This window comes from Halomonas sp. G11 (assembly GCF_001663515.1).
GTDB lineage: Bacteria > Pseudomonadota > Gammaproteobacteria > Pseudomonadales > Halomonadaceae > Vreelandella.
Genome location: NZ_LYXG01000014.1, coordinates 14,279 through 30,871, shown reverse-complemented (window position 1 = coordinate 30,871; position 16,593 = coordinate 14,279). Strand labels below are relative to the sequence as shown.

The following is a 16,593-nucleotide window of genomic DNA, read 5'->3' as shown; positions in this document are numbered from 1 at the left end:
CTGGAATGTCCCGCATAGCGAAATATCCGGTTAAAGTGCCTGCCGGCGTTGAGATTAAAATCGATGCCGACCAGCTGACCGCCAAGGGCGGCCAAGGCACGCTGTCAATGACCATTCACCACGACGTGGTAGTGGCTCAAGAAGATGGCCAGCTGACCTTCGCCCCGAGTGAATCTGCCAAGAGCTGGGCAATGGCCGGTACTACCCGCGCCCTGGTCCAGAACCTGGTGACGGGCGTATCCGAGGGGTTTACACGGACCCTCGAAATTGTTGGCGTCGGTTATCGTGCCCAAGTAAAGGGCCAGACGCTCAATCTTTCACTGGGCTTCTCGCACCCGGTCGACTACGAACTGCCTGAAGGTGTATCAGCGGAAACGCCGAAAAACACCGTGGTCGTGCTGAAAAGCGCGGACAAGCAGCAGCTCGGTCAGTGCGCCGCGGAAATCCGCGCCTTCCGTCCCCCTGAGCCGTATAAAGGCAAGGGTGTTCGGTACGCCGACGAGCAGGTGCGTCGCAAAGAAGCCAAGAAGAAGTAAGGCAGGGTTATGAACGCGAAGAAAGAATCTCGTCTCCGTCGTGCCCGCCGCGCTCGCGCCAAGATCCGCGAGCTGGGCGTGTATCGCCTGTGCGTCAACCGTACCCCGCGTCACATCTATGCGCAGATTATCTCGCCGGATGGTGGCAAAGTGCTGGCCAGCGCATCTACGCTGGACAAGGCACTGCGCGAGGGTGCGACCGGCAACTCAGAAGCCGCTACGAAAGTAGGCGAACTGATTGCCGAACGCGCTAAAGAAGCAGGCATCACCCAGGTGGCCTTCGACCGTGCTGGCTTTAAGTATCACGGTCGCGTCAAGGCTCTGGCCGACGCCGCGCGTGAAGGCGGCCTGGAATTCTAAAGGGTTTTTACGATGGCGAAGAACGAACAGCAAAGCGGTGATCTGCAGGAAAAGCTTGTGCAGGTCAACCGCGTCGCCAAGGTGGTCAAGGGTGGTCGTATTTTCGGCTTCACCGCACTGACCGTCGTTGGTGATGGTAAAGGTCGTGTTGGTTTCGGTCGTGGCAAGGCGCGTGAAGTGCCGATCGCGATTCAGAAAGCCATGGACCAAGCTCGTCGCAACATGGTCAAGGTCAACCTTTCAGGCCATACGCTGCAATACCCGGTTAAAGCCCGTCACGGTGCTTCCAAGGTATTCATGCAGCCGGCCTCTGAAGGTACCGGCATTATCGCCGGTGGCGCCATGCGCTCTGTACTGGAGCTCGCTGGTGTCCATGACGTACTGGCCAAGTGCTACGGTTCCACCAACCCGGTTAACGTGGTGCGAGCGACTGTCAAAGGTCTCGCTTCCATGCAAGCACCGGATGACGTGGCCGCCAAACGCGGCCTGTCTGTCGAAGCGATCACGGGGTAAGGCACCATGGCAGCAACGATCAAGGTTACCCAGATCCGTAGCACCATCGGCGTTCAGCCCCGGCACAAGGCCACTATCAACGGCCTGGGACTGCGTCGCATCGGTCATTCGGTTGAGCTGGAAGACACCCCTGCCGTACGCGGCATGATCCACAAGGTGAACTACCTTGTGCGCGTTGAGGGAGAGTAATCCATGAAACTCAATACCTTGAGCCCGGCAGCGGGCTCTAAACACGCTGCAAAGCGCGTTGGTCGTGGTATCGGTTCCGGTCTGGGCAAGACCGGTGGCCGAGGCCACAAAGGCCAGAAAGCACGCAGCGGTGGCAGCGTCAAGCCAGGTTTCGAAGGCGGTCAGATGCCGTTGCAGCGTCGTCTGCCGAAGTTTGGTTTTACCTCGGCCAAGTCGATGGTCTCGGAAGAGGTTCGCCTGGCTGAGCTGGCCCAGGTGGCTGGCGAAGAGGTGACCCTCGAGACGCTGAAGCAGGCAAACGTGCTGAAGGATGCAACGCTACACGCGAAGATCATCCTTTCTGGCGAACTGAAAAAAGCGGTTACCGTTCGCGGCATCAAGGTCACCAAGGGTGCCCGTGAAGCGATCGAAGCCGCTGGCGGCAAGGTAGAGGACTAAATGGCCAAGTCAGGAAACATGCCGGCGATGGGCAGCGGTCTGAGTGAACTGTGGGCGCGTTTGCGCTTCGTGCTCCTCGCCATCGTGGTGTACCGTATCGGTGCCCACATTCCCGTTCCCGGTATCAATCCTGACCAGCTTGCTGCCTTGTTCAGGGAGCAACAGGGCACCATCCTGGGCATGTTCAACATGTTCTCGGGTGGTGCGCTGGAGCGCATGAGCGTCCTCGCCCTGGGTATCATGCCCTATATTTCGGCGTCGATTATCATGCAGCTGATGACTGCGGTCTCTCCCCATCTTGAACAGCTCAAGAAGGAAGGCGAGGCCGGCCGCCGCAAGATTAGCCAGTACACCCGCTACGGCACGGTGCTGCTGGCGTTTATCCAGGCTGTCGGTATGTCTGTCGGTCTGGCGAGCCAGGGTATCGCGTACACTGCTGATTTCAGCTTCTATTTTACCGCCGTGATTACATTTGTATCGGGCGCGGTATTCATGATGTGGCTAGGTGAGCAGATTACCGAGAAAGGCATTGGCAACGGTATCTCGTTGCTGATCTTTGCCGGTATTGTGGCCGGGCTGCCCAGTGCGGCAGGTCAGGCGTTTGAACTGGCCCGCAACGAAGGGGCCTGGAACGTACTGCCACTGTTAGCGCTATCGGCACTGGGTATCGCGACTGTTGCGTTCGTGGTGTTCATCGAGCGCGGTCAACGCCGCCTTAAAGTGAACTACCCGCGGCGCCAGGTCGGCAACAAGATGTATGCAGGGCAAAGCAGCTACCTGCCACTGAAAGTGAATATGGCGGGTGTTATCCCGGCCATCTTCGCTTCCAGTATCCTGCTCTTCCCGGCCTCGATCGGCCAATGGGTAGGCGCAGGCGATGGCATGGAGTGGTTGCAGCGTGCTTCGCAAGCATTAGGCCCCGGCCAACCGCTTTACATCTTGCTTTTTGGGGCGGCAGTGGTATTCTTCTGCTTCTTTTACACAGCGCTGGTCTTCAACCCCAAGGATGTAGCTGACAATCTTAAAAAGTCAGGTGCTTTTCTGCCGGGTATTCGTCCTGGCGAGCAGACCGCTCGCTATATTGACAAGGTCATGACGCGGTTAACGTTGTTTGGTGCCTTGTACATCACTGCGGTTTCCCTGATGCCCCAGTTCCTGATCGTAGCGTGGAACGTGCCGTTCTTCTTTGGCGGTACCTCGCTTTTGATCGTGGTAGTGGTCATCATGGACTTCATGGCCCAGGTGCAGTCGCATCTCATGTCGCATCAATATGACTCAGTGATGAAGAAGTCCAACCTGAAAGGCTACGGTAGTGGCGGCATCATGCGCTAAGGCGCCTGCCGCCCGTATTGGAGAGAACGATGAAAGTTCGAGCTTCCGTAAAGAAAATGTGCCGTAACTGCAAGATCATTCGTCGCAATGGCGCAGTTCGCGTCATCTGCATCGAACCGCGGCACAAGCAGCGCCAGGGTTAATTTTCCTGGTCTGTATTAAGCGGGTGCCGGCATACCCCTTGCCTTCGGGTGTAAAAAGGGGGTATGCTGTTGCGCCTTTTAAAGATGATTAACGAGCAAGCCGCTCAAATTTCGGAGTAAGCTGATGGCCCGTATTGCAGGCGTCAATATCCCGGACAACAAGCATGCGGCGATCTCGCTGACCTATATCTTCGGGATTGGCCGTACACGTGCAGAACACATCTGTGTTGCTGCCGGTATCGCGCCGACTGCCAAGATCCAGGACCTGTCTTCTGATGAAGTCGACACCCTGCGTTCTGAAGTTGGTAAGTACACCGTAGAGGGCGACCTTCGTCGTGATGTCACGCTTAACATTAAGCGTCTCATGGACTTAGGTTGTTTCCGTGGTCTGCGTCATCGTCGTAGTCTTCCGCTGCGTGGTCAGCGGACCAAGACTAACGCGCGTACCCGTAAGGGCCCGCGTAAGCCGATCCGCAAATAACACGCACGTTCTGGCGTAAAGACAGGAATAGACATCAACATGGCTAACCCGCGTAGTAACCGTAAAAAGGTTAAAAAGCAGGTAGTGGATGCCGTTGCGCATATCCATGCCTCTTTTAACAACACGATCGTGACGATCACAGACCGCCAGGGCAACGCTCTGTCATGGGCGACTGCCGGTGGTTCGGGTTTTCGTGGTTCTCGCAAGAGCACCCCGTTCGCTGCTCAAGTGGCAAGTGAACGTGCAGCAACTGCTGCAGCCGAGTATGGTGTGAAAAACGTCGACGTGCTGGTCAAAGGCCCAGGTCCCGGTCGTGAATCCGCCGTGCGCGCACTGAATGCCGCCGGCTTCCGCGTGCAAAGCATTATCGACGCGACGCCCATCCCCCATAATGGCTGCCGTCCGCCGAAGAAACGCCGCGTTTAAGGAGACAGATTCATGGCTCGTTATATTGGACCGAAGTGCAAACTGTCTCGTCGTGAAGGCACCGACCTCTTTTTGAAGAGTGGCGTGACTCCCTTCGAGAAAAAGTGTAAATCCGAGCAGATTCCGGGTGTACACGGCCAGCGCCGTCAACGTCTTTCAGACTACGGCTTGCAGCTTCGCGAGAAGCAAAAAGTACGTCGCATGTACGGCGTACTCGAAAAGCAGTTCCGTAACTACTACAAAGAAGCCGCTCGCCAGAAAGGCGCGACCGGTGAAGTATTGTTGCAGTTGCTCGAATCCCGACTGGATAACGTCGTCTACCGTATGGGCTTCGGCTCGACTCGCTCTGAAGCGCGTCAGCTGGTCAGCCACAAGGCGATTAGCGTGAACGGTCGCAGCGTCAATGTCGCTTCCTACCAAGTGAAGCCGGGTGACGTTGTTTCCATTCGCGAAAAGGCGAAGAACCAGGCTCGCATTCAAAACGCGTTGTCCATTGCGGCCAACCGTGGTGATGTGGCGTGGATCGAAACCGACGCCAAGAAGATGGAAGGCACTTTCAAGGCTCTGCCTGAACGCGGTGACCTGTCTGCCGACATCAACGAAAACCTGATCGTCGAGCTTTACTCCAAGTAAGCAGTTTTCTGTTTCTTGTCGGCTGGGTGCCGGTTTAGCACTGGCACCCAGCCGTACCGAGTATCAAGTATCCGTTTGGCAGCCTGAAAGGTGTTCATATGCAGCGTTCAGTGACAGAGTTTCTCCGTCCTCGTGACATCAAGGTCGAAGAAATCAGCGCACATCATGCCAAGATCGTTCTCGAACCGTTCGAGCGCGGCTTTGGTCACACCCTGGGGAATGCACTGCGTCGCATTCTGCTTTCGTCCATGCCCGGCTGTGCCGTGGTAGAGGCTGAAATTGCGGGTGTCGAGCACGAATATAGTGCTCTCGAAGGGGTGCAGGAAGATGTCATTGAAATCCTCCTGAACTTGAAAGATGTTGCGATCAAGATGCACAGCCGCGATGAGGCGGTGCTCTCGCTGAACAAGCAGGGCCCAGCCGTCGTCACCGCTGGCGACATTGCGCTTGATCATAGCGTCGAAATCGTCAACCCGGACCACATCATTGCGCATGTCAATGAAGGTACCGAGCTGAAGATTCAGCTTAAGGTAGCGATGGGTCGTGGCTACGAACCGGCTGACGCCCGTGGCTCTGATGAAGAGTCCCGTGCCATTGGCCGCCTGCAGCTGGATGCTACCTTCAGCCCTGTCCGCCGAGTTTCCTACGCGGTCGAAGCTGCTCGTGTAGAACAGCGTACTGACCTCGATAAGCTGATTATCGATCTGGAAACCGACGGTACTCTGGATCCGGAAGAGGCTATCCGCCGCAGTGCGACCATCCTGCAAGAGCAGCTGGCCGCCTTCGTCGACCTGGAAGCAGATAAAGAGCAGGAAGTCGAAGAGGAAGAGGATCACGTCGATCCGATCCTATTGCGCCCCGTAGACGATCTTGAGTTGACCGTTCGCAGCGCGAACTGCCTGAAAGCCGAGAATATTTATTACATCGGTGATCTGATTCAGCGTACTGAAGTTGAGCTGTTGAAGACCCCGAACCTCGGTAAAAAGTCCTTGAATGAAATCAAGGATGTATTGGCGGCGCGCGGCTTGTCCCTCGGCATGCGGTTGGAAAATTGGCCACCCGCTAGCCTGAAGGACGACAAGGCCTCCGCGTGAGTGTCGACTCGAGTCCCAGTTTGGTAAGGAATTACAACCATGCGTCATCGTAAGAGTGGTCGTCATCTGAATCGCACCAGCTCGCATCGGCAGGCCATGTTCAAGAACATGTCTGTCTCGCTGGTCGAACATGAAGTTATCAAGACAACCCTGCCCAAAGCCAAGGAGTTGCGTCGCGTTATCGAGCCGCTGATCACCTTGTCTAAGCAGGACAGCGTTGCCAACCGCCGTCTGGCGTTTGCCCGCACGCGCTCTAAAGAAGCCGTCGGCAAACTGTTCAACGAGTTGGGTCCGCGTTACGCCGAGCGTCCGGGCGGTTACGTCCGTATTCTCAAGTGCGGTTACCGCACCGGCGACAATGCGCCCATGGCATACGTTGAGCTTGTCGATCGTCCGGTGGTTGAAGAGGCCGTTGCAGAAGAGTAATTCGCTTCTTTGACACCTGGTCAACACCAAAACCGACCCCTTGTGGGTCGGTTTTTTTATGGTGCCGATTAACCAGTTCAACGTATATACTCAGGGCATTAGCCTGAAGTAAAGGCAATTATCATGGCAGTGGTATAAAACAAAATGTCAGGGGGACGTATGAGAGCGAGACAATGTTGGCGAGGCGCATCCATCAGGGCAGCATCGCTGATCACAGGAATGTTGTTCATTGCCATGTCACTGCCCCTTCAAGCGGCCAATCCACGCTATGCCGGGATGGTCGTCGACCTTGATGAAGGTGAGGTACTGTATTCGGAAAACGCGGATGCTCGCCGTTACCCGGCCTCGCTGACCAAGGTCATGACCCTTTATCTGACGTTTGAAGCACTTGAAGAAGGCCGATTGCAGCTGGATCAGCCGCTGCCGGTATCGTCACAGGCAGCGTCCATGCCCGCAACAAAATTATGGCTTTCCCCAGGCAGCTCGATTCTGGTCGATGAAGCCATTCGCGCGCTCGCCGTTCGTTCTGCCAATGACGTGGCGGTCGTCATGGCCGAGGCGTTGGGTGGCAGCGAACGGCGCTTTGCCCAGTTAATGACCGAAAAAGCTCGCGAGCTGGGGATGCGCCATACCACCTTCCGCAATGCCTCCGGGCTTCCCGATGATCGGCAGATTACGACAGCACGCGACATGGTCACCCTGGCAGTCCGCGTGATGCGGGACTTCCCCGACTACTACCATTATTTTGGCCTGCAGGAATTCACTTATCGCGGCACCCGGCACACCAGTCACAACCGACTGGTGCGTGACTACCCCGGTGCAGATGGCTTGAAGACCGGTTTCATCCGCGCTTCAGGCTTCAACGTGATCACCACGGCCAAGCGGGGTGACCGACGCTTGATGGCTATTGTGATGGGCGGGTTTACCGCCCAGTCGCGGGATAAGCACATGGCCAATCTGCTGGATCGTAGCTTCACCCGTGCCGCCCTTCTGGATAAGTCTAACTGGTTGGCCGATCTTGATTTTTCCAAAGAATACATGGCCTTTGCCCCAACCCCTTCTCATACGCCCACGCCAACACCAACGCCTGCACCGGTTGAAGCGTCACCCGTTGTGGCGTCTTACTCGCCTGAAACGGCGCCATTTGAGCCGCCGACGGTGGCAACAACGCAAGATTCAGCGCCGCAAACGGATCCGTTGCAGGCCTTTATCGACCGCGAGCGTGTCATGGCAACCCGTGCGGCAGGTGGCTGGGGGATCCAGGTGGGCGCCTTCAGCCAGGAAGATCAAGCCCAGCGCTATGCACGTCAAGCTGCCACCTACCTGCCCCGTGACCTCGATGGCCAAGTGGCGATCGATACCTCGGTAGGGCAAAGCCCGATATTTCGGGCCCGGCTGATGGCGCTTGAAGAGCAGCAGGCGCGCCAGGCCTGCGAACAGCTTCGCTCGCGGGGAATGGACTGCATGGTCGTCAACGCCAGCCTGTAGCGCGGAAAAGTGCCAAAAACCCCGCCAAAGGTTCTTTTGGCGGGGTTTTTTAGTTTTCAGTCAATCAATGTTAGGCAATAAAAAGGAGGGAGCGGTGACAACGTCGCTGAAAGGCATACTCTGCATGTGTACTGGTGTCCTTTTCCTGGCACTGGGGGACGCTGTCTCCAAGTGGTTGGGCGAGGTGCATTCGCCACTGCAGATCATCTTCTTTCGGGCGCTGGTCTCGCTGCCGCTGATTGCGCTGCTTGCTCATTTTGCCGGTGGCTTGCGCAAGTTGCGGACCCGGCGCCCGGGTGTGCATCTGCTACGCGGCTTGATCTATACCGCCACCATGGTCTGTTTCGTATGGGGGTTGACGCTCTTACCGCTGGCCGAGGCCACGGCGATCGCCTTCGTGGCGCCGCTGTTTGTCACCCTGCTATCGGTGCCGTTGTTGGGAGAGCGCATCGAACCGCCGGTGCTTATTGCCTCACTGGTGGGGTTTGTCGGGGTGTTGATTATTGTTCGTCCTGATAGCGATGCCTTTCAACTGGGCGCCCTGGTGCTGGTGGGGGCGGCGCTGTTCTATGCCCTGATGATGATTACCGCACGCCGCTACGGGGGCCGTGAACACCTTTGGGCGATGCTGTTCTACATGACCTCTGTGCCCCTTATAGTGACGGGGCTGACCCTGCCCTGGGTCTGGCAGACGCCGCTGCCCTGGCACTGGCTGGGGTTTTTGGCGTCTGGCGTACTGGGCGTGGGCGCGACGGCGTTTATTACCCTGGCGTTTCGCTTCGCGCCAGCAGCGATAGCCGCCCCATTCGATTACACCGCCATGCTCTGGGCAGTGCTGCTCGGCTGGTGGTTCTGGGGCGAGCTGCCCGACCTCTGGGTATGGGTGGGCAGCGCCTTGATCATGGCAAGCGGCCTGGCGATTGCCTATCACGACCGGCGAACCACCTTGAAGCGCCGCCCAACGGCCTAGGCTGTTAACGCTGGAAGGCGCGAGCCGCCGCCTCGGGGTCGGGCTGGCCGCAGATCGCCGAGATGACCGCTAGCCCGTCAGCGCCTGCCCGCCGTATCGAAGTCACATGGCTGGCATTCAGCCCGCCGATGGCCACGCTGGGAATCGGGCATTCCTTGATCAAGGAAGCAAGGCCGCCAAAACCAATCGGTTGGGCGTGATCCTGTTTGCTGGGGGTGGCAAAGATCGGCCCGATGCCCACGTAGTCAAGCTGATCAATGGGCGCGTCATGAAGTTGTTCCACGGTGTTGATCGAAAGCCCCAATATGGCCTGTGGCCCCATCGCCGCCCGGGCCTGGCGTACCGTGGTATCGCTCTGACCGACATGCAGTCCGTCGGCCTGACTGGCAAGCGCCACCTCAAGGCGGTCGTTGATGATCAACGCCACCCCGCTACCTGCCAGCAAGGCTTTCAAACGCCGTGCCTGGTCAATCATCTGTGCATCGCTTGCCTGCTTGTCGCGCAGCTGCACCATGGTGACGCCACCGCGGACAGCCTCGCTGACAGTGCGCTCAAGACCATGGTGCTGGCACAGGGTTGCGTCGGTGACCAGATAAAGCGACAGATCAAAGGGCATCGCGGACCTCCCGCCGGGCGAAGTGGTTAAGCGCATCAGGCGTGAGCTGATAAAGCGCGTCCAACAAGGCAACGTAAAAACTGCCCGGCCCCTGGGCGGTCTCCCCGGCACGCTCTCCGGCTGCCGCAAAACACGCCACGGCGGCACTGCTGGCGTTCAGCGGCTCGTCCGGGTTGGCGGCGACAAAGGCGGCCACCAGAGCGCTGAGCCCGCACCCCAAGGTCGTGACACGGGGCATCAAAGGATGCCCGCCGCTGATCGTGTAGCAGGCTTTTCCGTCGGTGACTCTATCCCGTTCACCGGTCATGGCGACGATACACTGTTGCCCCTCGGCCAGTGCCATGGCGGCCGTTACGGCATCGTCGGTGGACGCAGTGGCATCAACCCCACGGCCCTGGTGGGCCAGCCCATCCAGCGCCAGAATTTCAGAGGCGTTGCCACGAATGACGCTGGGCTGAAGGGCTAAAAGGTCGGCGCAGACTTCCTGGCGATAACGGGTCGCGCCCACGGCGACGGGGTCCAGCACCCAGGGCGTGTCGTGTGCGCGAGCGGTGCGCGCGGCAAGCAGCATGGCCTCCGCCCAGGGCGATGAAAGCGTCCCGATGTTGATCGACAGCGCATCGGCCAGCGCGGTGAATTCAGCAACCTCCTGGGTGGCATGCAGCATGGCGGGTGACGCCCCGGTGGCCAGCAGCACGTTGGCGGTGCTGTTCATCGCGACATAGTTGGTGATGCAGTGAATAAGCGGGGTGGTGTCGCGCAGCGCCGTCAAGCTGTCGCCAAAGTTGGGGATGGTCATGAAGTCCTCCCGGCAGGGAGGTGGTGACGGGGCACCACGACTCCCTACGCCGGTATTAGCCGGTTCAGGTTATAAGGGTGCTTCTCAGCCCGTTCGGTGACGAGCGCCCCTGTCGTGCCCCTACTATCCGTGGCTTGGACGAGTCTGTAAAGCCCTGGAAAGGCTCGTTTAACGAAACGAGATGCGCGTTCCGTAGGTGAGCATTTCATCGGGCGTTATGGCTTTCCCCGCCACACCGATCATTTCGTCGCCGCATTGATCGGCAAAGGTAAGCACGCCATGGGTCAAGCCCAATTCACCCAGGGTATCGCGGATTTCGCCAGTACCCAGAAAGGTGCTGACATGCCCCTGGGCATTGGATAAATCGGAAACCCCATTGGCATGGTGAAAGCGCACTTTATAGATGCCGTCCATTGATTCAACCTCCACAATTGGCGAGAAGCCATTGCGGAGCGCCTGGGAAAGCTGCTTCAAGGTGATCTGATCGCCAAGGGTCGTATCAATCGAGGCCATGACCTACTCCTGTGGGATACCCGTCCGGTGGGGACCAACTGATGGGTGTATAAAATTTATAATGGAAGTGTAGGATGTTTGCACAGAATATCCAAGGCGCAACCTCCTCAATGCACGGCATCCAGGGCGTGCTGGCGCAAGGTGTCCAGGCCGATGATGTCGAGGGTCTTCTGATTAGTGCCGGACAGGACGACGGGCGGTGCCAGGCCTACCTCGGCGGCTTCCAGCCAGCGTGACGCGCACAGGCACCAACGGTCGCCGGGCTGCAGGCCAGGAAAGCCAAATTCAGGCCGTGGCGTTACCAGGTCGTTGCCCTGTGCCAGCGAAAAGGCCAGAAACTCCTCCGTCAGCATGGCGCACACAGAGTGAACGCCCACATCATCCGCCCCCACGCGACAGAATCCATCGCGGTAAAAGCCGGTTTTGGGGTCATGGCAGCACGGGGTGAGCGGCTCACCCAGCACATTGAGATCGCGGGCCATAAGGCCTCCTTAGCGCAAGGGCTGGTATTTTGTCAGACTGCCCTCATGATGAAACGATAGACACCGATCATCCTGGTGAACCATGAGGGCGAGTCACGATGGTGGTTAAAGGCTGCGGGTACAGACGGTTTCTCAAGACTGGTAGCCAGGATTCTACAGCCTTGTACAAAGTAACCGATACGTCAAAGGAGATAGTGCATGTCGTTTCAAGGTGAGCAGCATCCAGGGGTTGCCCCGGCACCCGAGCAGACCCAGGGATTCCGTTTGAACCACACCATGCTGCGGGTCAAGGATCCCGAGCGTGCGCTGGCGTTTTATTCACAGGTGTTTGGTATGCAGGTGATGCGTCGGCTTGATTTTGAAGAAATGCAATTTTCCCTCTACTTCCTGGCTAACCTGGAAGACGCTGACCAAGTGCCTGAAGAGACGCAGGCAAGAACCGCCTGGACGTTCAGTCAAAAGGGGCTGTTGGAGCTGACCCACAACTGGGGCACGGAAAATCAGGACGGCTTTGCCTACCACGATGGCAACGCCGAGCCCCAGGGGTTTGGCCATATCTGCTTTAGCGTGCCCGATCTGGCGGCGGCCCAGGCGTGGTTCGACGAGCACGACGTCACCTTCGTCAAGCGTGCCGATCAGGGCAAGATGCAAGACGTGATTTTTGTCAAAGACCCGGACGGCTACTGGATTGAAGTGGTCCAGGCGGATCTGATGGTCAACAAGGGCGATTAGCATGGCGCATCTGCTTTTCCGCCTGCGCCATGTGACCGACGAAGAGGCCATGGAGGTTCGCCAGTTGCTCGATGCCCACGGCCTGGATACCTACGAGACGCAGGCTGGCTTCTTCCGGCTGGGCGTGGATGCCATCTGGCTGCACGACTTGAGCCAGCTAGATGATGCCAATGCGCTGCTGGCGGAGTATCAGGCCGAGCGCCAGGCGCGGGCCAGGCAAGAGCACAACGAGGCCCTCGCACGGGGCGATGCGCCCACCTTATGGCAGCGTTTTAGTGCCCACCCCGTGCAAATCACGCTGGTGGGCGTGGCCATTGTATTGCTGGTGGCGTTGACGCTGTTGCCCTTTATGGCCTTAGGCTGAAGCGTCCTGGACAGGCGGTAGGTGGCCGCGTTTGAGGTACATCTGCACACCGTTCTTTCCGGCTGTGAGGGTCAGGGCCATACCGCTGGGGTAGCGGCACCAGCTACCCGCGGTGTATTCCCGGTCGCCGTCGCTCAAGGCACCCTCCAGCACGAAAAACTCAAGCCCGCCGGTCAGCACCGGATACTCAATGGCCTGGCCAGCCTCCCAGTGTTCCAGGCTGACTCTCTCCTGTTTAAAGGTATGCAGCATCTTGTAGCTGATGCCGGGGCGACGGTCCGGCTGCCAGGGCAGGCGGTGGGCAGGGACGGCAAGCTGCAGCTCATCGTTTTGGTCGAACTGGTGCAGCTTGACCAGTATCAAGGCCCCTTCATCGCCAATTTTCGGCGTATGGCCGGTACCGATGGGGTTCCTCAAGTAGCTGCCGGCGGCATAACGGCCATACTCGTCGGCGAACACGCCTTCCAGCACCAAAATTTCTTCACCGCCCCCGTGGGTATGCGGGTCGAACTGGGTGTTGGGGGCGTAGCGTACGAGGCTGGTGGCACGGGCGACTTCGTCGCCAATACGGTCGAGCATCATCCGTTCGACGCCAGCGCTGGGCGAGGCCACCCAGCGGTAATCTTCCGGTGTCACACAGGCAAAGCGGGTAAAGTCGGCGTTTAAACGCATGGGGCTGACTCTTGCAGGCAAAGGAAGTGGTGCTAGTCTCCTTATCGACAGCGAAAAATGCAACTTTCGCTGATGCCAATCCTGCACTCAGCGCCCGTCAGTCAGCGCGGTCAGGAGTCGATGAGCCGCCTCAATGCGTGCCTGATTGGGGTAATTGCGGTTGGCCAGCATCACGATACCGATCTGCTCGCTGGGCACAAAGGCCACATAGCCGCCAAAGCCATTGGTAGAGCCCGTCTTGTTGTAGAACGCCTGCTGCCTGGGGGCCTGCGGTGGGCTCAAGCGGCTGACAGGGTTGGCGTTGAGGATCATCTCAAGCGAGTTGCCCTGGACAAGCGCATCAAGGGTGACCGGATAGGCGTAGCTTTCCCAGCCAAGACCCTGGGTCATGTTGCCGACGTCAAAGTAACCCGCGCGCGTAGTCGCCATGGCCTGGCCGAGTGGTCCATCAAGCCCGGTAGCATCCATATTCGCTTCCACAAACGTCAGCACGTCTGCCGCGGTTGATTTCAAGCCGTAGGCTTGGGCGTCCAGCACGCCCGGGTTCACCCTGATCGGTTCGTCATCTTGGGAGTAACCGTAGGCGTAACGCGGCTGTTGCGCGTCGGGCACCTGGTAGTAGCTGTTCTCAAGGCCCAGCGGTGCCAACAGGTCTTCCTGCATCAGCGTCTCGAACCGCTTGCCAAGGCTTTGCGCGGCGAGATAACCGAACAGGCCCATGCTCGGGTTGGAGTAGAGTCGATGGCTGCCGGGCGGTGACTCAGGCTGCCACTGGCGATAATAGTCCACCATCGCCGCTTCATCTTGCACGGCTTCCGGGAATTGCAGAGGAAGCTCGCCTGCCGTGTAGGTACCCAGTTCCAGCAGGGTGATCTCATCGAAGGCGCTGCCTTCAAGGGCCGACAGGTGCTGACTGGCTGAATCAGACAGCGACAGGTCGCCGCGGGAGGCCGCGTAAGCCGCCAGCGTAGCGGTGAACACCTTGCTGATGGAGCCAAGTTCGAACAGCGTCTCCTGGGTGACCGGGGTTTTTGCTTCCAGATCGGCAACGCCATAATTAAAGTAATACGGCTGGCCATTGATGCTAAGCGCAACTGACATCCCTGGAATACGCTGCTCGGCCATGAGCGGAGCGATCGTATCGTTTACTAGCGCCTCGATGTGTGCCTCGTCAGCGTCTTCAAGCGCCCAGACAGTGCTGGCGAAAAGCAGAGCACCTGTCATGATAAAGCCGGTTTTTGCTGCTAACATCCTGCGCATACATGGATCCTGTTGCGGTTGTGAAAGAAGGTGAGTGTCAGTGGGCCGGGTGTTGTCGCCAGCCGATACGCGCCTGACAGTCGCTAATATAGGGTGGGCAGGTGAGGGCCACAAACGGCGATATTTTGCCCAAGCCATTAGAAAAATTAGGGGGTCTGGATGGCGCGCTCCTATCTGCCGCTAAACGCGTTACGTGCCTTTGAGGCATCGGCGAGGCATTTGAGCTTTACCCAGGCAGCGGATGAGCTATGCGTTACTCAGGCGGCCGTTAGCCACCAGGTCAAACGGCTCGAAAGCCAGTTGAAGGTACCGCTATTTAAACGCCTGCCCCGAGGGCTGATGTTGACGCAAGAGGGCGAGCGCTTGTTGCCGGTACTGAATGGCGCCTTTGACCAGATGGCACATACCCTGGACCGGATAGGCGAGAGCGGTTATCGGGAAGTGCTGCATGTGGGCGTGGTGGGGACCTTTGCCGTCGGCTGGCTATTGCCACGTCTGGATGAGTTTCGGCAACAGTACCCGTTTATCGACCTACGCCTTTCCACCCATAACAATCGCGCCGAGCTGGCCGCCGAGGGCCTCGACTTTGCGATCCGTTTTGGTAGCGGGGCATGGCATGGTACCGCCGCACAGCCCTTGTTACCGGCGTCGCTGTCGGTAATGTGCACGCCAGAGATCGCTGCCCGGCTCAACACCCCAGCGGATGTGCTGGGCGAGACCTGGCTACGCTCCTATCGCGCTGATGAGTGGACCGAGTGGCTACTGGCGGCGGGGTTGCCCAGCAGCTATCCGATGTCGAAAAGCATCGTTTTCGACTCATCCATCGCCATGGTGGAGGCAGCCTTGCAAGGCGCGGGAGTGGCGTTGGCGCCACCCCTGATGTTCCCCCGTCAACTCAGCAGCGGCGCGCTGGTACAGCCTTTCAGCACCGCTGTCAGTTTGGGCGGTTACTGGCTGACGCGCCTGCAGACACGCCCCGAAACCCATGCCATGGCGTGTTTCCGGGCGTGGCTGCTCAAGGCGACCAACGCCTGAGTAGCGCGGGTTGATTGGCTCCGATCAGTGGTCATGCTCGCCGTGGTCGTGGCCGTGATCATCATGACCATGATCTTCGTGGTCAGTCTCTTCATGACCGGGCTCGGCTAACGCATCGTGCAACGTTCTGGCATTGTGACGCATCATTCCTAAGTAAGTACTTGCTTCGCCCTCGCTGCTCAGGGCATCCGCATATAGCGTGCCAGCCACGCTCAATCCGGTTTCTTCCGCCAGTTGATCAAGCACCGACTGATTGGTCATGTTCTCGTGGAACAGCGCCTCGACGTTCTCTTCTTCAATGACGTCGATCAGCTCGGCCATGCTGGCGCCGCTGGGGTCGGCTTCCGTCGACAGGCCCACCGGGGATAGAAAGCGCACGCCGTAGGCATCGGCAAAATAGCCAAACGAATCGTGGCCGGTAATCACGCTGGTAGAGCCAGGAATTTCTTCGATCAGCGTGCGAATTTCTTCATCCGCCGCTTGGATCTCGGCCAGATAGCGCTCGGCATTGGCCTGATAAGCCTCGCGATTGTCGTCATCGGCTTCGATCAAGCCATCGCGGATATTCGCCACATAGGTTTCAGCGCGTGCCAAGTCCTGCCAGGCGTGGGGGTCATCGTCGCCATGGACGTGTTCATCAGCGTGACCGTGATCGTCATGTCCATGGTTATCGTGAGCGTGGTCGTCATGCCCGTGGTCATCGTGGCCTGACCGGCCAAGTGGCTCGATGCCTGCGGTTGCGGTCACCAGCGCCCCGGTGTAATCGCTGGCGTCGATCAAGCGCTCCATCCAGCCTTCGAACAGCAGCCCGTTGAACACCACCAGGTCCGCGTCAGCCAGCGCCCGCGCGTCCCCCGGGCTCGGGGTATACATATGCGCATCACCGTCGGGCCCGACCAGTGAGGTCACCTCGACGTGCTCGCCGCCGACCTGTTCGACCATATCGGTGAGTATCGAAAAGCTGGTGACCACCTGGACACGTTCAGACGCCATGGCGGCGGGTAACGCCAGCAGGGCCGATACGCCAACCAGCCAGCGGGAAGGGGGCAATCTCATGTCATCACTCCTGTGGAAATGCAGCGGGCCACGCC

General features: G+C 58.6%; 24 protein-coding genes and 1 riboswitch. Of the genes, 17 read left to right on the top strand and 7 right to left on the bottom strand.

The window, feature by feature from the left end; genetic code table 11:
- Window positions 1-5: 5 nt before the first annotated feature.
- The 14 genes from rplF to ADS46_RS07905 all read left to right on the top strand — a co-directional run bounded on the left by rplF (window position 6) and on the right by ADS46_RS07905 (window position 9,029).
- Window positions 6-536 (top strand): 50S ribosomal protein L6, encoded by a 531-nt coding sequence (rplF, locus tag ADS46_RS07965; RefSeq protein ID WP_066318551.1) that lies wholly within the window; start codon window positions 6-8, stop codon window positions 534-536.
- 9 nt (window positions 537-545) lie between these two features.
- Complete coding sequence (rplR, locus tag ADS46_RS07960; RefSeq protein WP_066318549.1) at window positions 546-896, top strand: 50S ribosomal protein L18; 351 nt, start codon at window positions 546-548, stop codon at window positions 894-896.
- 12 nt (window positions 897-908) lie between these two features.
- Complete coding sequence (gene rpsE, locus ADS46_RS07955) at window positions 909-1,409, top strand: 30S ribosomal protein S5 (RefSeq protein ID WP_066318541.1); 501 nt, start codon at window positions 909-911, stop codon at window positions 1,407-1,409.
- Between the two features lie 6 nt (window positions 1,410-1,415).
- Window positions 1,416-1,598, top strand: a complete 183-nt coding sequence (gene rpmD / locus ADS46_RS07950; protein ID WP_066318538.1) for a 50S ribosomal protein L30 — start codon at window positions 1,416-1,418, stop codon at window positions 1,596-1,598.
- Between the two features lie 3 nt (window positions 1,599-1,601).
- Window positions 1,602-2,036, top strand: a complete 435-nt coding sequence (gene rplO, locus ADS46_RS07945) for a 50S ribosomal protein L15 (RefSeq protein ID WP_066318535.1) — start codon at window positions 1,602-1,604, stop codon at window positions 2,034-2,036.
- The gene (gene secY, locus ADS46_RS07940) at window positions 2,037-3,368 is read left to right on the top strand and encodes a preprotein translocase subunit SecY (protein ID WP_066318532.1); all 1,332 of its coding nucleotides are present in this window, start codon (window positions 2,037-2,039) and stop codon (window positions 3,366-3,368) included.
- Window positions 3,369-3,397: 29 nt separating this feature from the next.
- A complete protein-coding gene (rpmJ, locus tag ADS46_RS18500) occupies window positions 3,398-3,511 on the top strand; it encodes a 50S ribosomal protein L36 (RefSeq protein ID WP_009099023.1) in 114 nt (37 codons plus the stop codon).
- A gap of 124 nt (window positions 3,512-3,635) precedes the next feature.
- Entirely contained in the window at window positions 3,636-3,992 is a 357-nt protein-coding gene (gene rpsM, locus ADS46_RS07935; protein WP_066318529.1) for a 30S ribosomal protein S13, read from the top strand.
- Window positions 3,993-4,031: 39 nt separating this feature from the next.
- A complete protein-coding gene (rpsK, locus tag ADS46_RS07930) occupies window positions 4,032-4,418 on the top strand; it encodes a 30S ribosomal protein S11 (RefSeq protein WP_027337525.1) in 387 nt (128 codons plus the stop codon).
- A gap of 12 nt (window positions 4,419-4,430) precedes the next feature.
- A complete protein-coding gene (gene rpsD / locus ADS46_RS07925; protein WP_066318527.1) occupies window positions 4,431-5,051 on the top strand; it encodes a 30S ribosomal protein S4 in 621 nt (206 codons plus the stop codon).
- A gap of 98 nt (window positions 5,052-5,149) precedes the next feature.
- Entirely contained in the window at window positions 5,150-6,145 is a 996-nt protein-coding gene (locus ADS46_RS07920; protein ID WP_066318524.1) for a DNA-directed RNA polymerase subunit alpha, read from the top strand.
- A gap of 39 nt (window positions 6,146-6,184) precedes the next feature.
- Window positions 6,185-6,571 (top strand): 50S ribosomal protein L17, encoded by a 387-nt coding sequence (gene rplQ / locus ADS46_RS07915; RefSeq protein ID WP_066318522.1) that lies wholly within the window; start codon window positions 6,185-6,187, stop codon window positions 6,569-6,571.
- Window positions 6,572-6,805: 234 nt separating this feature from the next.
- The gene (locus ADS46_RS07910; protein WP_234346789.1) at window positions 6,806-8,059 is read left to right on the top strand and encodes a D-alanyl-D-alanine carboxypeptidase; all 1,254 of its coding nucleotides are present in this window, start codon (window positions 6,806-6,808) and stop codon (window positions 8,057-8,059) included.
- A 94-nt stretch (window positions 8,060-8,153) separates the two neighbouring features.
- Window positions 8,154-9,029: a DMT family transporter gene (locus ADS46_RS07905; protein WP_234346788.1), complete on the top strand. Its 876-nt coding sequence runs from the start codon at window positions 8,154-8,156 to the stop codon at window positions 9,027-9,029.
- Window positions 9,030-9,033: 4 nt separating this feature from the next.
- On the opposite strand, the gene thiE is transcribed toward ADS46_RS07905, so the two are convergent.
- From thiE to ADS46_RS07885, 4 genes are all read right to left on the bottom strand, one after another.
- A complete protein-coding gene (gene thiE, locus ADS46_RS07900) occupies window positions 9,034-9,645 on the bottom strand; it encodes a thiamine phosphate synthase (protein ID WP_066318516.1) in 612 nt (203 codons plus the stop codon).
- On the bottom strand, window positions 9,635-10,444 hold the full coding sequence (gene thiM / locus ADS46_RS07895; protein WP_066318513.1) for a hydroxyethylthiazole kinase: 810 nt from the start codon (window positions 10,442-10,444) through the stop codon (window positions 9,635-9,637). The genes thiE and thiM overlap by 11 nt, the downstream gene beginning before the upstream one ends.
- Before the next feature lie 24 nt (window positions 10,445-10,468).
- Window positions 10,469-10,565, bottom strand: a riboswitch (TPP riboswitch).
- 47 nt (window positions 10,566-10,612) lie between these two features.
- Window positions 10,613-10,957, bottom strand: coding sequence for a hypothetical protein (locus ADS46_RS07890; RefSeq protein WP_066318510.1), 345 nt, complete (start codon window positions 10,955-10,957; stop codon window positions 10,613-10,615).
- 107 nt (window positions 10,958-11,064) lie between these two features.
- Window positions 11,065-11,439: a DUF2237 family protein gene (locus ADS46_RS07885; protein WP_066318507.1), complete on the bottom strand. Its 375-nt coding sequence runs from the start codon at window positions 11,437-11,439 to the stop codon at window positions 11,065-11,067.
- 198 nt (window positions 11,440-11,637) lie between these two features.
- On the opposite strand from ADS46_RS07885, the gene gloA reads away from it, so the two are divergent.
- Window positions 11,638-12,171 carry a lactoylglutathione lyase gene (gene gloA / locus ADS46_RS07880; RefSeq protein WP_066318506.1) on the top strand — a complete coding sequence of 178 codons (534 nt, stop codon included), beginning with the start codon at window positions 11,638-11,640 and terminating at the stop codon, window positions 12,169-12,171.
- Between the two features lies 1 nt (window position 12,172).
- Window positions 12,173-12,535, top strand: a complete 363-nt coding sequence (locus ADS46_RS07875; protein ID WP_066318504.1) for a DUF6164 family protein — start codon at window positions 12,173-12,175, stop codon at window positions 12,533-12,535.
- Here the strand turns inward: ADS46_RS07875 and ADS46_RS07870 are convergent.
- Window positions 12,527-13,207 carry a cupin domain-containing protein gene (locus ADS46_RS07870; protein WP_066318503.1) on the bottom strand — a complete coding sequence of 227 codons (681 nt, stop codon included), beginning with the start codon at window positions 13,205-13,207 and terminating at the stop codon, window positions 12,527-12,529. The genes ADS46_RS07875 and ADS46_RS07870 overlap by 9 nt on opposite strands.
- Window positions 13,208-13,294: 87 nt before the next feature.
- The gene (gene ampC, locus ADS46_RS07865; RefSeq protein WP_420706112.1) at window positions 13,295-14,458 is read right to left on the bottom strand and encodes a class C beta-lactamase; all 1,164 of its coding nucleotides are present in this window, start codon (window positions 14,456-14,458) and stop codon (window positions 13,295-13,297) included.
- 168 nt (window positions 14,459-14,626) lie between these two features.
- Here ampC and ADS46_RS07860 point away from each other — a divergent pair, with 168 nt between their 5' ends.
- Entirely contained in the window at window positions 14,627-15,502 is an 876-nt protein-coding gene (locus tag ADS46_RS07860; RefSeq protein WP_066318500.1) for a LysR family transcriptional regulator, read from the top strand.
- A 24-nt stretch (window positions 15,503-15,526) separates the two neighbouring features.
- On the opposite strand, the gene ADS46_RS07855 is transcribed toward ADS46_RS07860, so the two are convergent.
- A complete protein-coding gene (locus ADS46_RS07855; RefSeq protein ID WP_066318497.1) occupies window positions 15,527-16,558 on the bottom strand; it encodes a metal ABC transporter solute-binding protein, Zn/Mn family in 1,032 nt (343 codons plus the stop codon).
- Window positions 16,559-16,593: the final 35 nt, after the last annotated feature.

Excerpts from the sequence above, each read along its gene's own strand:
- rplF (WP_066318551.1), top strand. The coding sequence starts at position 6 with ATGTCCCGCATAGCGAAATATCCGGTTAAAGTGCCTGCCGGCGTTGAG.
- rplR (WP_066318549.1), top strand. The coding sequence starts at position 546 with ATGAACGCGAAGAAAGAATCTCGTCTCCGTCGTGCCCGCCGCGCTCGC.
- rpsE (WP_066318541.1), top strand. The coding sequence starts at position 909 with ATGGCGAAGAACGAACAGCAAAGCGGTGATCTGCAGGAAAAGCTTGTG.
- rpmD (WP_066318538.1), top strand. The coding sequence starts at position 1,416 with ATGGCAGCAACGATCAAGGTTACCCAGATCCGTAGCACCATCGGCGTT.
- rplO (WP_066318535.1), top strand. The coding sequence starts at position 1,602 with ATGAAACTCAATACCTTGAGCCCGGCAGCGGGCTCTAAACACGCTGCA.
- secY (WP_066318532.1), top strand. The coding sequence starts at position 2,037 with ATGGCCAAGTCAGGAAACATGCCGGCGATGGGCAGCGGTCTGAGTGAA.
- rpmJ (WP_009099023.1), top strand. The coding sequence starts at position 3,398 with ATGAAAGTTCGAGCTTCCGTAAAGAAAATGTGCCGTAACTGCAAGATC.
- rpsM (WP_066318529.1), top strand. The coding sequence starts at position 3,636 with ATGGCCCGTATTGCAGGCGTCAATATCCCGGACAACAAGCATGCGGCG.
- rpsK (WP_027337525.1), top strand. The coding sequence starts at position 4,032 with ATGGCTAACCCGCGTAGTAACCGTAAAAAGGTTAAAAAGCAGGTAGTG.
- rpsD (WP_066318527.1), top strand. The coding sequence starts at position 4,431 with ATGGCTCGTTATATTGGACCGAAGTGCAAACTGTCTCGTCGTGAAGGC.
- ADS46_RS07920 (WP_066318524.1), top strand. The coding sequence starts at position 5,150 with ATGCAGCGTTCAGTGACAGAGTTTCTCCGTCCTCGTGACATCAAGGTC.
- rplQ (WP_066318522.1), top strand. The coding sequence starts at position 6,185 with ATGCGTCATCGTAAGAGTGGTCGTCATCTGAATCGCACCAGCTCGCAT.
- ADS46_RS07910 (WP_234346789.1), top strand. The coding sequence starts at position 6,806 with ATGTCACTGCCCCTTCAAGCGGCCAATCCACGCTATGCCGGGATGGTC.
- thiE (WP_066318516.1), bottom strand. The coding sequence starts at position 9,645 with ATGCCCTTTGATCTGTCGCTTTATCTGGTCACCGACGCAACCCTGTGC.
- thiM (WP_066318513.1), bottom strand. The coding sequence starts at position 10,444 with ATGACCATCCCCAACTTTGGCGACAGCTTGACGGCGCTGCGCGACACC.
- ADS46_RS07890 (WP_066318510.1), bottom strand. The coding sequence starts at position 10,957 with ATGGCCTCGATTGATACGACCCTTGGCGATCAGATCACCTTGAAGCAG.
- ADS46_RS07885 (WP_066318507.1), bottom strand. The coding sequence starts at position 11,439 with ATGGCCCGCGATCTCAATGTGCTGGGTGAGCCGCTCACCCCGTGCTGC.
- gloA (WP_066318506.1), top strand. The coding sequence starts at position 11,638 with ATGTCGTTTCAAGGTGAGCAGCATCCAGGGGTTGCCCCGGCACCCGAG.
- ADS46_RS07875 (WP_066318504.1), top strand. The coding sequence starts at position 12,173 with ATGGCGCATCTGCTTTTCCGCCTGCGCCATGTGACCGACGAAGAGGCC.
- ADS46_RS07870 (WP_066318503.1), bottom strand. The coding sequence starts at position 13,207 with ATGCGTTTAAACGCCGACTTTACCCGCTTTGCCTGTGTGACACCGGAA.
- ampC (WP_420706112.1), bottom strand. The coding sequence starts at position 14,458 with ATGTTAGCAGCAAAAACCGGCTTTATCATGACAGGTGCTCTGCTTTTC.
- ADS46_RS07860 (WP_066318500.1), top strand. The coding sequence starts at position 14,627 with ATGGCGCGCTCCTATCTGCCGCTAAACGCGTTACGTGCCTTTGAGGCA.
- ADS46_RS07855 (WP_066318497.1), bottom strand. The coding sequence starts at position 16,558 with ATGAGATTGCCCCCTTCCCGCTGGCTGGTTGGCGTATCGGCCCTGCTG.